The sequence below is a fragment of the Sphingomonas adhaesiva genome (genome assembly GCF_036946305.1).
In the GTDB taxonomy this organism is placed as follows: domain Bacteria; phylum Pseudomonadota; class Alphaproteobacteria; order Sphingomonadales; family Sphingomonadaceae; genus Sphingomonas; species Sphingomonas adhaesiva_B.
In genome coordinates this window covers 150,286-162,193 of record NZ_JAQIJJ010000002.1, presented here as the reverse complement: position 1 = coordinate 162,193, position 11,908 = coordinate 150,286, and the positions used below count along the sequence as shown (strand labels likewise).

At 69.3% G+C, this 11,908-nt stretch carries 12 protein-coding genes; 5 read left to right on the top strand and 7 right to left on the bottom strand.

Annotation, left to right across the window (positions count from 1 at the left end):
• Positions 1-23: 23 nt before the first annotated feature.
• The 3 genes from PGN14_RS00840 to PGN14_RS00830 all read left to right on the top strand — a co-directional run bounded on the left by PGN14_RS00840 (position 24) and on the right by PGN14_RS00830 (position 3,343).
• Positions 24-1,277, top strand: coding sequence for a putative DNA modification/repair radical SAM protein (locus tag PGN14_RS00840; protein WP_335298017.1), 1,254 nt, complete (start codon positions 24-26; stop codon positions 1,275-1,277).
• 63 nt (positions 1,278-1,340) lie between these two features.
• Positions 1,341-1,826: a hemerythrin domain-containing protein gene (locus PGN14_RS00835; RefSeq protein WP_335297513.1), complete on the top strand. Its 486-nt coding sequence runs from the start codon at positions 1,341-1,343 to the stop codon at positions 1,824-1,826.
• Between the two features lie 110 nt (positions 1,827-1,936).
• The gene (locus PGN14_RS00830) at positions 1,937-3,343 is read left to right on the top strand and encodes a UdgX family uracil-DNA binding protein (protein ID WP_335297512.1); all 1,407 of its coding nucleotides are present in this window, start codon (positions 1,937-1,939) and stop codon (positions 3,341-3,343) included.
• Between the two features lie 121 nt (positions 3,344-3,464).
• Here PGN14_RS00830 and PGN14_RS00825 read toward each other — a convergent pair whose 3' ends face one another.
• Positions 3,465-4,355: a prephenate dehydratase gene (locus tag PGN14_RS00825; RefSeq protein WP_335297511.1), complete on the bottom strand. Its 891-nt coding sequence runs from the start codon at positions 4,353-4,355 to the stop codon at positions 3,465-3,467.
• A 104-nt stretch (positions 4,356-4,459) separates the two neighbouring features.
• On the opposite strand from PGN14_RS00825, the gene PGN14_RS00820 reads away from it, so the two are divergent.
• Both PGN14_RS00820 and PGN14_RS00815 read left to right on the top strand, forming a co-directional pair.
• On the top strand, positions 4,460-5,161 hold the full coding sequence (locus PGN14_RS00820; RefSeq protein ID WP_335297510.1) for a c-type cytochrome: 702 nt from the start codon (positions 4,460-4,462) through the stop codon (positions 5,159-5,161).
• Between the two features lie 133 nt (positions 5,162-5,294).
• Complete coding sequence (locus PGN14_RS00815) at positions 5,295-6,584, top strand: adenylosuccinate synthase (RefSeq protein WP_335297509.1); 1,290 nt, start codon at positions 5,295-5,297, stop codon at positions 6,582-6,584.
• A 185-nt stretch (positions 6,585-6,769) separates the two neighbouring features.
• On the opposite strand, the gene PGN14_RS00810 is transcribed toward PGN14_RS00815, so the two are convergent.
• From PGN14_RS00810 to PGN14_RS00785, 6 genes are all read right to left on the bottom strand, one after another.
• Positions 6,770-7,249 (bottom strand): hypothetical protein, encoded by a 480-nt coding sequence (locus tag PGN14_RS00810; protein WP_335297508.1) that lies wholly within the window; start codon positions 7,247-7,249, stop codon positions 6,770-6,772.
• A gap of 177 nt (positions 7,250-7,426) precedes the next feature.
• A complete protein-coding gene (gene aroC, locus PGN14_RS00805; RefSeq protein ID WP_335297507.1) occupies positions 7,427-8,494 on the bottom strand; it encodes a chorismate synthase in 1,068 nt (355 codons plus the stop codon).
• A 146-nt stretch (positions 8,495-8,640) separates the two neighbouring features.
• On the bottom strand, positions 8,641-9,159 hold the full coding sequence (locus tag PGN14_RS00800; protein ID WP_335297505.1) for a GNAT family N-acetyltransferase: 519 nt from the start codon (positions 9,157-9,159) through the stop codon (positions 8,641-8,643).
• Between the two features lie 10 nt (positions 9,160-9,169).
• Positions 9,170-9,961 carry an enoyl-ACP reductase FabI gene (gene fabI / locus PGN14_RS00795; protein WP_335298016.1) on the bottom strand — a complete coding sequence of 264 codons (792 nt, stop codon included), beginning with the start codon at positions 9,959-9,961 and terminating at the stop codon, positions 9,170-9,172.
• Positions 9,962-9,969: 8 nt separating this feature from the next.
• The gene (locus PGN14_RS00790) at positions 9,970-10,938 is read right to left on the bottom strand and encodes a YihY/virulence factor BrkB family protein (protein WP_335297504.1); all 969 of its coding nucleotides are present in this window, start codon (positions 10,936-10,938) and stop codon (positions 9,970-9,972) included.
• Between the two features lie 6 nt (positions 10,939-10,944).
• Positions 10,945-11,895: a DnaJ C-terminal domain-containing protein gene (locus PGN14_RS00785; RefSeq protein ID WP_335297503.1), complete on the bottom strand. Its 951-nt coding sequence runs from the start codon at positions 11,893-11,895 to the stop codon at positions 10,945-10,947.
• Positions 11,896-11,908 lie beyond the last annotated feature (13 nt).

The window sequence follows — 11,908 nt, the reverse complement described above, 5'->3', positions numbered from 1 at the left end:
GGATGCGAACATACATCGAACGCATGGCGCAGCTCGACACCCGCCAGAAGCTGGAGATCCTCGCCGATGCCGCGAAATACGATGCGTCCTGCGCATCGTCCGGCACCGCGAAGCGCAATTCGAAGGACGGCAAGGGGCTCGGCTCGACCGAGGGGATGGGCATCTGCCACGCCTATGCGCCCGACGGCCGCTGTATCTCGCTGCTCAAGATCCTGCTGACCAACAGCTGCATCTTCGACTGCCATTATTGCATCAACCGCAAGAGTTCGAACGTGCGGCGTGCGCGATTCACCGCGCAGGAGGTGGTGAACCTCACGCTCTCCTTCTACCGCCGCAATTATATCGAGGGGCTGTTCCTCTCCTCGGGCATCATCCATTCATCCGATTATACGATGGAGCAGATCGTCGAGGTGGCACGATCGCTGCGCGAGGATCATCATTTCCGCGGCTATATCCACCTCAAGACGATCCCCGATGCCGATCCGGAGCTGGTGCATCGCGCCGGGCTGTACGCCGACCGCGTGTCGATCAATGTCGAGCTGCCGACCGCGGGCGGGCTGAAGCGGCTCGCGCCCGAAAAGGATGGCGCGCGGATCGAGGGCGCGATGCGCGACATGAAGAGCGCGATCGTCGATACGGCCGATGCGAAGAAGCGCTACAGGTCCGCGCCGAAGTTCGCGCCCGCGGGGCAATCGACGCAGATGATCGTCGGTGCCGATGCCGCGACCGATGGCGACATCGTGACCAAGGCGTCCACGCTCTACGATCGCTTCGGCTTGCGGCGGGTCTATTATTCGGCGTTCAGCCCGATCCCGGATGCCTCCGCGGTGCTGCCGTTGCAGCGCCCGCCGCTGATGCGCGAACATCGCCTGTACCAGTCCGACTGGCTGATGCGCTTCTACGGCTTTCAGCCCGCGGAGGTGGTCGCCGCCACCGATGCCGCGACGGGAATGCTGCCGCTCGACATCGATCCCAAGCTCGCCTGGGCGCTCAAGTTCCGCGATCGCTTTCCGGTCGACGTCAATCGTGCGCCGCGCGAAATGCTGTGGCGCGTGCCCGGGCTGGGGACCAAGGCGGTGGCGAGCATCCTGGCGGCGCGGCGCTGGCGGCGGTTGCGGCTCGACGATGTGGCGCGGCTGACGGTGTCGATCGCGCGGGTGCGGCCGTTCATCGTCACCGAGGACTGGCGCCCGGTGGTGCTGGCCGACCGTGCGGAACTGAAGCCGCTGGTGGCGCCCAAGGCGAAGACGCAGCAACTGGAATTGTTCGCGGCGTGAGAATGATTCGCGGGTGAAACGGGCGCGCCGGTCGTGCGCTGTCGGCGACGAAGGAGACGTTCGATGGCCACCGCCGCAATCTACGCCGATCTCAAGCGCGATCATGACAAGCAGCGCACGATGTTGAAGGAACTCGCCGAACTGAAGGGCGACGCGAAGAAGCGCCGCAAGCTGTTCGAGGACTTCCGGCTGGAGGTGCAGAGCCACGCCGCCGCAGAGGAGGAATCGCTCTATGCCGAGATGCTGGGCAACCCCGACCTGCGCGACGATGCGCGCCACTCGGTATCGGAGCACAAGGAGGTCGACGACCTGCTGGGCGAGATGATGGACCTCGATTTCGCGTCGGACGAGTGGGAGTCGAAGTTCTTCCACATGCGCCACCGCTACGAGCATCATATCGACGAGGAGGAGGAAGAGATGTTCCCCGCCGCCGAGAAGGAGCTGGACGCCGCGACCGAGGAGCGGCTGGCGGAGACCTATGAGGAGCGCAAGCCCGAGGAATTGGAACTGGCGCGCGCCAACCCGCCAGGCGGAGACGAGCGGGAGTGACGCGCCGCCCATCCGTCACCCCAGCGAAGGCTGGGGTCTTCACGGGGCGGACGGATCGCTCGCCACCGGGAGATCCCAGCCGTCGCTGGGATGACGGAATGGGTGTGTAGATGCGCACCGTCACCCTCCCGGCGCCCGACGATGTCGACGCGTGGCGCGATGCCGCGCGCGGGTTGATCGCAGGCGAGGTGCCGCCCGATCGTGTCGTCTGGCAGGTGGGCGACGCCTCGACCGACCTGTTCGCGGATCCCGCCGCGCCCGCCCCCCGCGCCGATCCGACAGGCCCCGCGCTGCGCGTCTCGCGCGCGTTTCTGTCGCTCGCCAACGATGCCGCGCTCCATCACGATCCGGAGCGGTTCGCGCTGCTGTACACGATGCTGTGGCGGCTGCGCGACACGCCGAAGCTGGCGGAGGATCATGCCGATCCGCTGGTGCGCCGGCTGGAGGGGCTGGCCAAGGCGGTGCGGCGCGACATCCACAAGATGCGCGCCTTTCTCCGCTTTCGCTCGGTGGAGGAGGAGGGCGGAACCCGCTACGTCGCCTGGTTCGAGCCCGAGCATCATATCGTGCGCGCCAACGCCGCCTTCTTCGTCAACCGCTTCGCCAGCATGCGCTGGTCGATCCTGACGCCGGAGGTGTCGCTCCACTGGGACGGCGCGGCGCTGTCGCAGGGGCCGGGCGCCACCCGCGGCGACGCGCCGGAGGGCGATCCGGTCGAGGAGGTGTGGAAGACCTATTACGCCAGCATCTTCAACCCCGCGCGCGTCAAGGTCGGCGCGATGCTGAAGGAGATGCCGCGCAAATACTGGAAGAACATGCCGGAAACCGCGCTGGTGCCGCAGTTGCTGGCGAGCGCGCAGGCACGGGAGAGCGGGATGATCGCGACCTCACGGACGGAGATCGGGATGGGGATCGGCGGCAACGTGACCGCCGCGTGGGAGGCGCTGCGCGAGGAAGCCGCGGGCTGCACCCGCTGCCCGCTCTACAAGCCCGCGACGCAGACGGTGTTCGGCGAGGGGCCGCTGGATGCCGGCATGATGTTCGTCGGCGAGCAGCCGGGCGATCAGGAGGATCTCGCCGGCCATCCCTTCGTCGGGCCGGCGGGGCAGGTATTCGACCGCGCGCTGGCCGCGGCGGGGATCACGCGGGCGGAAACCTATGTCACCAACGCGGTCAAGCATTTCAAGTTCGAGCCGCGCGGGCGCCGCCGCATCCATGCCAAGCCCGACGCGGGCGAGATCGACGCGTGCCGCTGGTGGATCGAGCAGGAACAGATGCTGCTGCGGCCGAAGGTAACGGTGGCGCTGGGCGCGACCGCGGCGCGCAGCCTGTTCGGCAGGACGATGACGATCGCGCGCGAGCGCGGCCGCGCGCACCGGCTGCCGGACGGCGGCGAGGCGTGGATCACGGTGCATCCCAGCTATCTGCTGCGCCTGCCCGACGAGGCGGCGAAGGAGGTGGAATATGCGCGGTTCGTGGCGGATCTGAAGGCGGCGCATGCGGCGGTGAGAGCCTAAGAAAAGCCCCTCTCCTTCAGGGGAGGGGTTGGGGTGGGGCAGTCAGAAGCCTCAAACGCGTCGGTCTCGGTGAGACACCTCTCCACCCCAACCCCTCCTCTAAAGAGGAGGGGCTAGAACGTCACCCCCGCGCGCGCGCCTGCGCATAGGTCCCCAGCACCCGCACCCATTTGCAGTGGAACCCCAGTTCCTCCATACTACGATCGAACGCCGGATCGCCCGGCCGCCCCTCGACGTCGCAGAAGAATTCGGTCGCCGCGAAGCTGCCGCCGCGCTGATAGCTTTCCAGCTTCGTCATGTTGACGCCGTTGGTCGCGAACCCGCCCATCGCCTTGTAGAGCGCGGCGGGGACGTTCCGCACCTCGAAGATGAAGGTCGTCATCCACGGCCCCTCGCCGACCAGCGGCTTCGTGCCCCGCGCCAGCGTGACGAAGCGCGTCATATTGTGGTCGGCGTCGGCGATATCGGTCGCCAGCAGGTCGAGGTCGTAGAGCGCGGCGGCGCCCGGCGGGGCGAGCGCGGCGACCGCCGGGTCGCGCAGTTCCGCGACCACCGCGGCGGCGCCGGCGGTGTCGGCATAGTTCACCGGCTCGATCCCATGCGCCTTCAGCCAGTGGCGGCATTGCCCCAGCGCCTGCGGATGGCTCATCGCCTGGCGCACGCCGTCGCGCGGGCCGCACCCGATCAGCGCGTGGCGGATCGGCAGGAAATGCTCGCCGGTGATGACCAGCCCGCTTTCGGGCAGCAAAAAGTGGATGTCGGCGACGCGGCCGTGGAGCGAATTCTCGATCGGGATCATCGCGCGGTCGGCGCGGCCGTCCTTCACCGCGTCCAGCGCATCGTCGAAGCTGAAGCACGGCAGCGCCAGTGCGTCGGGAAACGCCTCCGCCACCGCGACATGGCTGTTGGCGCCGGGCGCACCCTGAAAGGCGACGGCGCGCGACGGATCGGCGGCGGCGGCCTCCGCCAAAGCGGCGACGAGCGAGCGGGCGGGGGCGGCATAGCTGTCCATGATGGCCGCGCGGGGTAGAAGACGCAGCGTCTTCGCTCAAGCGCTTGCGGTGCGGACGGGGCTTTTCTATGGGGTGGGCAATCAAGAGGGGCGGATAGCGCGACATGGACGATCGGAACAACACGATTGCGGGCTGGGTGCTGGCAGGTGCGGGTGCGGCGCTGGGGCTCTCGATCGTGGGTGGCATGATGTTCCACGGCGAACGTCCCGAGAAGATGGGCTATGCGATCGAGGGCGTCGAGGAAGCCGGCGGCGGCGGTGGCGAGGCGGCGGAGCCGATCGCGACCCGGCTGGCGACCGCGGACCCGGCCAAGGGCGCCGAGGTCTTCAAGAAGTGCGCCGCCTGCCACACGATCAACCAGGGCGGCGCCAACGGCATCGGGCCGAACCTGTACGCCACGCTGGGCGAGGGGATCGCGCAGGGCAAGGGCGGGTTCGCCTTCTCCGACGCGCTGAAGGCGGTTGGCGGCAGCTGGGACTTCGACAAGATGGACGCGTGGCTGACGAGCCCGCGCAAGTTCGCCAACGGCACCAAGATGACCTTCGCCGGCCTGGGCAATCCCAAGGATCGCGCGGACATCATCGCCTATCTGAACCAGCAGGGCTCCAACCTGCCGCTGCCGGCCGCCCCGGCGGCGGGCGCCGCGGCGCCCAAGGATGGCGCGGTCGCCAACGTGACCGACGCGGCGAAGGGCGACACCGCCGATATCGCCAACGAAGGCACGCCGGCGTCGGGCGCGCCCTCGGTCGATCCCGCCGCGCAGAAGGACAAGGCGCTGGCGGCGGAACCCCCCGCGAAGAAGTGACGACCCGGGCCGCACGGCGTTGACCTCTCGCGCCGTCGCGGCTAACCGCCTGCCCGCACATCGCTGAACCACTCGCGCGCCGAGTCCTGTCGAAGGGCGCGCGGGTTCGCCCGGCAGGCGGAGACCTGTATCCATGGCCAATGTAGCAGTCATCGGCGCGCAATGGGGCGACGAGGGCAAGGGCAAGATCGTCGACTGGCTCGCGGAGCGCGCCGATGTCGTCGTCCGCTTCCAGGGCGGGCACAATGCCGGCCATACGCTGGTGGTGGGCGAGAACGTCTATAAGCTGTCGCTGCTGCCGTCGGGGATCGTGCGCGGTACCCCGTCGGTGATCGGCAACGGCGTGGTGCTCGATCCCTGGGCGCTGAAGGCAGAGATCGAGCGGCTGGGCGCCCAGGGCGTCGTCGCCACGCCGGAAACGCTGCGCATCGCGGATACCTGCGCGCTGATCCTGCCGTTCCACCGCGACCTGGACGGGCTGCGCGAGGATGCGTCGGGCGCGGGCAAGATCGGTACGACGCGGCGCGGCATCGGCCCGGCCTATGAGGACAAGGTCGGCCGCCGCGCGATCCGCGTGTGCGATCTGGCGCATCTCGACGATCTGGGGCCGCAGCTCGATCGGCTGACCGCGCATCACGACGCGCTGCGCGCCGGCTTCGGCGAGCCGCCGATCGACCGCGACGCGCTGGTCGCCGAGCTGCGCGACATCGCCGCCTTCGTGCTGCCGTTCGCCAAGCCGGTATGGCGCGATCTCAACGCGGCCAAGGAAGGCGGTAAGCGCATCCTGTTCGAGGGGGCGCAGGGCGTGCTGCTCGACATCGACCACGGCACCTATCCGTTCGTGACGTCGAGCAACACGATCGCCGGCACCGCCGCGGGCGGATCGGGGCTGGGGCCGGCGGCGGTCGGCTTCGTGCTAGGGATCGCCAAGGCCTATACCACGCGCGTCGGCTCCGGCCCGTTCCCGACCGAGCTGGCCGACGACACCGGCGAGCGGCTGGGGCAGCGCGGGCATGAGTTCGGCACCGTCACCGGGCGCAAGCGCCGCTGCGGCTGGTTCGACGCGGTGCTGGTGCGGCAATCGGCCGCCGTCGGCGGGATCACCGGGATCGCGCTGACCAAGATCGACGTGCTCGACGGATTCGACGAGGTGAAGATCTGCACCGGCTATCGCCTGCGCGGCGAGGTGCTGGATTATTTCCCGTCGCATGCCGCGGACCAGATGGCGGTCGAGCCGGTCTATGAGACGATGGAAGGCTGGCAGCAGTCGACCGCCGGCGCGCGCAGCTGGGCGGACCTGCCGGCACAGGCGATCAAGTACATCCGCCGGATCGAGGAGCTGATCCGCTGCCCCGTGGCGCTGGTATCGACCAGCCCGGAACGCGCGGACACGATCCTGGTACGCGATCCGTTCGCGGATTGAGGGATGAAAGAGCCCCTCCCCTTCAGGAGTGGCAGGTCGGTCATGCCCCCGGCATGACCTAAACGATCCGGGGGATCGTTTACCTGCCGCTGGGTTGGGGGTGGGGGAGGTCTCACCGAGACTGTCGCTCGTGACTGCCCCACCCCAAACCCCTCCCCTGAAGGGGAGGGGCTTTCAAAAAGCGATCAGCGCGGCGGCGTGGTGGTCGTTCCCGTCGTCCCGCCGACCGTCGCACCGGCGGTTCCCGGCGGGGTCGTCACCGTCGTCCCGGCGCTTCCGGTCGTACCGGTCGCGGTGCCGCCGGGCGACATGGTCGTCGTCGTGTCGGCACCCACGGTCGCATCGGCGCTGGTGCCGGTCGTCGTGTCACGCGCCATGTCGCCGGTACGGCGCGCGCTGTCGCGGGTACGATTCGTCGTCTTTGCGGCGCGATCCTTGGTCCGCTGCGTCGCGCGCGTGGTGGTGTCCTGCGCGCGCTCCATCGAGGTGGTGGCGTCGGGCACGCCGACCTGTCCGCCCATCGTGCCGCCGACGGTGCCGCCGGTCTGCCCCATGGTCGAGCCGACCGTGCCGCCCACGCCACCGGTGCCACCCACCGTCTGCGCCATCGCTGCACCGGGCAACATCACCGCGGCGACCGCGGTCGCCAGAATATAGTGTCGCATCGTGATCTCTCCTACGTATGCGGACAGGTCAACGACGCGCAGGGGCGCGATGTTCCGGCCGATGGACGGAGTCGGCAACGTGGGTCAGGAAAGATCACGTCGGACGCGCAACGATCCGGATTCTTGCATCACTCGCCGAACGACTTGGCCCCAGCCGTCACGATCTTTCCGGCGGCGTCATCCACATTGCGCGCGGTGGAGCAGCATCTGGTCGGCGAGCACCAGCGCCATCATCGCCTCCACCACCGGCACCCCGCGGATGCCGACGCAGGGATCGTGGCGGCCCTTCGTCATGATCTCGGTCGCCTCGCCGGTGCGCGTCACGGTGGGGACCGGCGTCAGGATCGAGCTGGTCGGCTTGAACGCGACGCGCACGCGGATCGGCTGCCCGGTCGCGATCCCGCCCGCGATCCCGCCGGCGTGATTGGCGAGGAAGGCGGGGCCGTTTTCGCCCGGGCGCATCGCGTCCGCATTCTCCTCGCCCGACAGCGCCGCGGCGGCGAACCCGTCGCCGATCTCGATGCCCTTGACCGCGTTGATGCTCATCATCGCCGCCGCCAGTTCGCTGTCCAGCTTGGCATAGAGCGGCGCGCCCCAGCCGGCCGGCACCCCGATCGCCTCGCACGCGATCACCGCGCCCAGCGACGATCCCGCCTTGCGCGCGGCGTCCACCGTCGCTTCCCAGCGCGCGGCGGCGGCGGCATCGGGGCAGAAGAAGGGGTTGGCGTCGACCTGCGCATCGTCGAAGTTCGCCGCGTCGATCGTATCGCCGCCGATCGCCTCCACCCAGGCGCGGATGCGCACCTGCGACACGACCGCCCGCGCCACCGCGCCCGCCGCGACCCGCGCCGCGGTTTCGCGCGCCGACGACCGTCCGCCACCGCGATAGTCGCGAAAGCCGTATTTGGCGTCATAGGCATAATCGGCATGGCCGGGGCGATAGGCGAGCGCGACCTCGGAATAATCCTTCGACCGTTGGTCGACATTCTCGATCATCAGGCTGATCGGGGTGCCGGTGGTACGCCCCTCGAACACGCCCGACAGGATGCGCACCTGATCCGGCTCGCGCCGCTGCGTGGTGAAGCGCGACTGGCCGGGGCGGCGCTTGTCGAGCCACGGCTGGATGTCCTCCTCGGACAGCGCGATGCCCGGCGGGCACCCGTCGACCACCGCGCCCAGTGCCGGCCCATGGCTCTCCCCCCAGGTGGTGAAGCGGAACACGCGGCCGAAGGTGTTGAAGCTCATGGCGCGCGCCATGCCAGATCGCGCGCGGGGAGGACAGGGGGCGAAACGTCCGTCACCCCGGCCATGAGCCGGGGTCCCGCTTCTGCTGCGACGGAAGAGAAGCGGGACCCCGGATCAGGTCCGGGGTGACGGAAACTGGCTTCTAGTCACCCCAGCGCCGCGAACGCCCCGGCATGCTCCGCCGCGCCGCGCACCCCGCACGGCATCAGCCCGCCCTGCAGCGGCATCGCCATCAGATAATCGCCGGCATAGGGCGAGGCGAAATTGCGCGCATAATCGGCGTGGAAGCCGAAGCGTTCGTAATAGTCCGGCTCGCCCAGCACGAAGCACAGCACCACGCCGGCCGTCTCCAGCGCCTCCAGCCCGGCCTGCACCAGCGCCTCCGCGACGCCCTGCCGCCGCCACGCGGGCGCGACCGCCAGCGGGGCGAGCGCGACCGCGGGGACGGGCTTGTCGTGGACGACGACCTGCATCCGGCTGAACGCGATCGCGCCCGCCAGCGCGCCGCTTTCCTCTTCCACCGCGACCAGCATCAGCACCATGTCGCCGTCGACGCACAGCCGGCGCACCAGATCGGCATCGTCCGGCGCGGGGAAGCTGGTGCGCAGCAGCGCGTCGATCGCGGCGACATCGGGCGCGCCGGCGGGGCGGATCGCGATTCCCATCCCGGCCGCGTCAGGCCAGCGCGATATCGGGCGCGTCCTCCGCCTTCATCCCGATGACGTTATAGCCGGCGTCGACATGATGCACCTCGCCGGTCACCCCGCTGGCGAGGTCGGAGAGCAGGTACAGGCCGGCGCCGCCGACATCCTCGATCGTGACGGTGCGGCGCATCGGCGAATTCAGCTCGTTCCACTTCAGGATATAGTTGAAGTCGCCGATGCCGCGCGCCGCCAGCGTCTGGATCGGGCCGGCGGAGATGGCGTTGATGCGGATGTTCTCCGGCCCCAGGTCGACCGCGAGATACTTCACGCTGGTTTCCAGCGCTGCCTTGGCCACGCCCATCACGTTGTAATGCGGGATGACCTTTTCCGCGCCATAATAGGTCAGCGTCACGATCGAGCCGCCCTCGGGCATCATCGCGCGCGCGCGCTTCGCCACCGCGACCAGCGAATAAGCCGAGATGTTCATCGTCATCAGGAAATTGTCGAGCGTGGTGTCGTAGAACTTGCCGCGCAGCTGCGACTTGTCGGAGAAGCCGATCGCGTGGACGACGAAGTCGATCGTCGGCCATTCCTGCGCCAGCGCGGCGAAGGTGGCGTCCAGCGCGTCCATGTCGGACACGTCGCAGTCGAACAGCCGCGCGACGCCCAGTTGCTCCGCCAGCGGACGCACGCGCTTTTCCATTGCCGCGCCCTGATAGGAAAAGGCCAGCTCCGCGCCCGCCTCGCTCAGCTGCTTCGCGATGCCCCAGGCCAGCGACTTGTCGTTCGCCAGTCCCATGATGAGCCCGCGCTTGCCCGCCATCAATCCGTTCACGCCGTCACCGCCTCTTCGTTCGTTACCGGCCCCTCTACTACCGGATCCGGCGGCTCCGCCAGTGCGGCGTTCAGATGCGCGCCGAAGACGAGGCCGAGCCCGATCAGATAGAAGAACAGCAGCATCACCACAACGCCCGCGAGGCTGCCATAGGTCAGATCGTAGCCGCCCAGCTGCGCCAGCACGAAGGGGAGGCCCGCGGTCATGCTGACCCACCAGATGGTGGTGAACAGCGCGCCGGGCCATTTGCGGCTGTCCGACCGGCGGTACTTGCCCGGCGTCACCGAATAGAACAGCATGTACAGCGCGCCGAACATGATCGCGGCCGGCACCAGCCGCGCGATCCCCAGCCAGCTCGCCACCTCCTGCGCCACCGGCAGCAGGCGATAGATGAACTGCTCCGCCGCGGTCAGCAGCCCCTGTACCAGAAAGGCGAACAGCGCCATCACCACCGAGGCGATGATCGCGAGGCTGAGGCCCAGCCGCGCGCGCCACAGCGACTGCGTGCTGCGCGTGCCATAGGCGCGGCGGAAGATGTCGCGGATCGTCTCCGCGAAGCTGCCGACGGTCCACAGCCCGATCAGCGCGCCCAGCCACAGCAGCGAGCCGGTGCGCGCCACCAGCACATCGGCGATCGGCTTCCTCAGGATGTCGGCGACATTGGGCGGCAGGACGGAGAGGAAGCTGGCGACGCCATGCTGCACCTCCGCGCTCTGCCCGAACAGCGAGGCGATCGCGGCGGCGACGATGAAGAAGGGGAACACCGTCATCAGCGCGAGATAGGCGAGGTTGCCCGCGTGCATGAAGCCGTCGTTATAGACGCCGATCAGCGCGCGCTTGAGCACTTCCCAGGTGTATCGGCCCGGCCGCACGCGGGCCAGCTGGCGGTCCAGCCGGCGGCGTGCGGCGCCGTGATGGCGGCCACGATCCTCGGGCGTCAGCGCGATCGGGCCGTCATCGGTCACGCCTGCTCAGACGCCCATCCCCTCGCGCGGGTTCCCGCCGCCGTTCCAGCCGGCGACGAACGCCTTCAGCGCGGCATCGTCGGCGGGCACGTCGACCACCAGCGTCACCAGCTGGTCGCCGCGCTCGCCGCCCTTGCGGTGGAAGCCCTTGCCCTTCAGCCGCAGCGTCTTGCCCGACGTGCTGCCGGCGGGGACGGTGATCATCACCGGGCGCTCGACCGTGGGGCATTTCACCGCGCCGCCCTCCACCGCCTCGCGCAGCGTGATCGGCAGGTCGAGGCGGACGTCGTCGCCATCGCGCGTGAAATAGCGGTGCGGCTGCACCTCGATCGTGACGATCGCGTCGCCCGGCCCGCCCGGACCCGGCTCCCCCTTGCCGGCGAGGCGCATCTGCGTGCCGGTCTCGACACCCGCGGGCAGCTTCAGGTCGATCGTGCGCCCGTCGCCCAGCGTCACCCGCTGCGGCGCGAGCGACGCGGCATCGGTGAAGGCGACCGGCAGGCGATAGGCGATGTTCTCTCCCTTGGCGGGCGGCGCGGCACGGCGGCCGAACCCGCTCGCGAAGCCCCCGCCGCCGCCGCGCCCGCCGAACAGCCCTTCGAACAAATCGGAGACGTCGGCGCTCTCGCCCGCGCCGAAATCGAACTGCTGCGCGCGGAAGCCGCCGCCGCCGGGCGCGCCGCGCGGGTTCCCGCCCCCGCCCCCGTATCCGCCGAACCCGAACGGCGAGGCGGGATTGCCGTCGCCGTCGATCTCGCCGCGGTCGAAGCGCGCGCGCTTGTCCTTGTCGGTCAGCAGGTCATAGGCGGAGGTGACCTGCGAAAAGCGTTCCGCGGCCTTGGGATTGTCCTTGTTGCGATCGGGATGCAGCTCCTTGGCGAGCTTCCGATACGCCTTCTTGATGTCAGCTTCGCTGGCGCCGCGCGCCACGCCCAGCGTCGCATAAGGATCGGCCATGTTATCCCCGGTT

Bases quoted from the DNA above. Each gene is read 5' to 3' on its own strand.
- PGN14_RS00825 (WP_335297511.1), bottom strand. From the start codon at position 4,355: ATGGACAGCTATGCCGCCCCCGCCCGCTCGCTCGTCGCCGCTTTGGCG.
- fabI (WP_335298016.1), bottom strand. From the start codon at position 9,961: ATGGCGGGCAAGCGCGGGCTCATCATGGGACTGGCGAACGACAAGTCG.
- aroC (WP_335297507.1), bottom strand. From the start codon at position 8,494: ATGAGCTTCAACACCTTCGGCCGCGTGTTCCGCTTCACCACCTGGGGG.
- PGN14_RS00810 (WP_335297508.1), bottom strand. From the start codon at position 7,249: ATGCGACACTATATTCTGGCGACCGCGGTCGCCGCGGTGATGTTGCCC.
- PGN14_RS00815 (WP_335297509.1), top strand. From the start codon at position 5,295: ATGGCCAATGTAGCAGTCATCGGCGCGCAATGGGGCGACGAGGGCAAG.
- PGN14_RS00830 (WP_335297512.1), top strand. From the start codon at position 1,937: ATGCGCACCGTCACCCTCCCGGCGCCCGACGATGTCGACGCGTGGCGC.
- PGN14_RS00800 (WP_335297505.1), bottom strand. From the start codon at position 9,159: ATGGGAATCGCGATCCGCCCCGCCGGCGCGCCCGATGTCGCCGCGATC.
- PGN14_RS00835 (WP_335297513.1), top strand. From the start codon at position 1,341: ATGGCCACCGCCGCAATCTACGCCGATCTCAAGCGCGATCATGACAAG.
- PGN14_RS00785 (WP_335297503.1), bottom strand. From the start codon at position 11,895: ATGGCCGATCCTTATGCGACGCTGGGCGTGGCGCGCGGCGCCAGCGAA.
- PGN14_RS00840 (WP_335298017.1), top strand. From the start codon at position 24: ATGGCGCAGCTCGACACCCGCCAGAAGCTGGAGATCCTCGCCGATGCC.
- PGN14_RS00820 (WP_335297510.1), top strand. From the start codon at position 4,460: ATGGACGATCGGAACAACACGATTGCGGGCTGGGTGCTGGCAGGTGCG.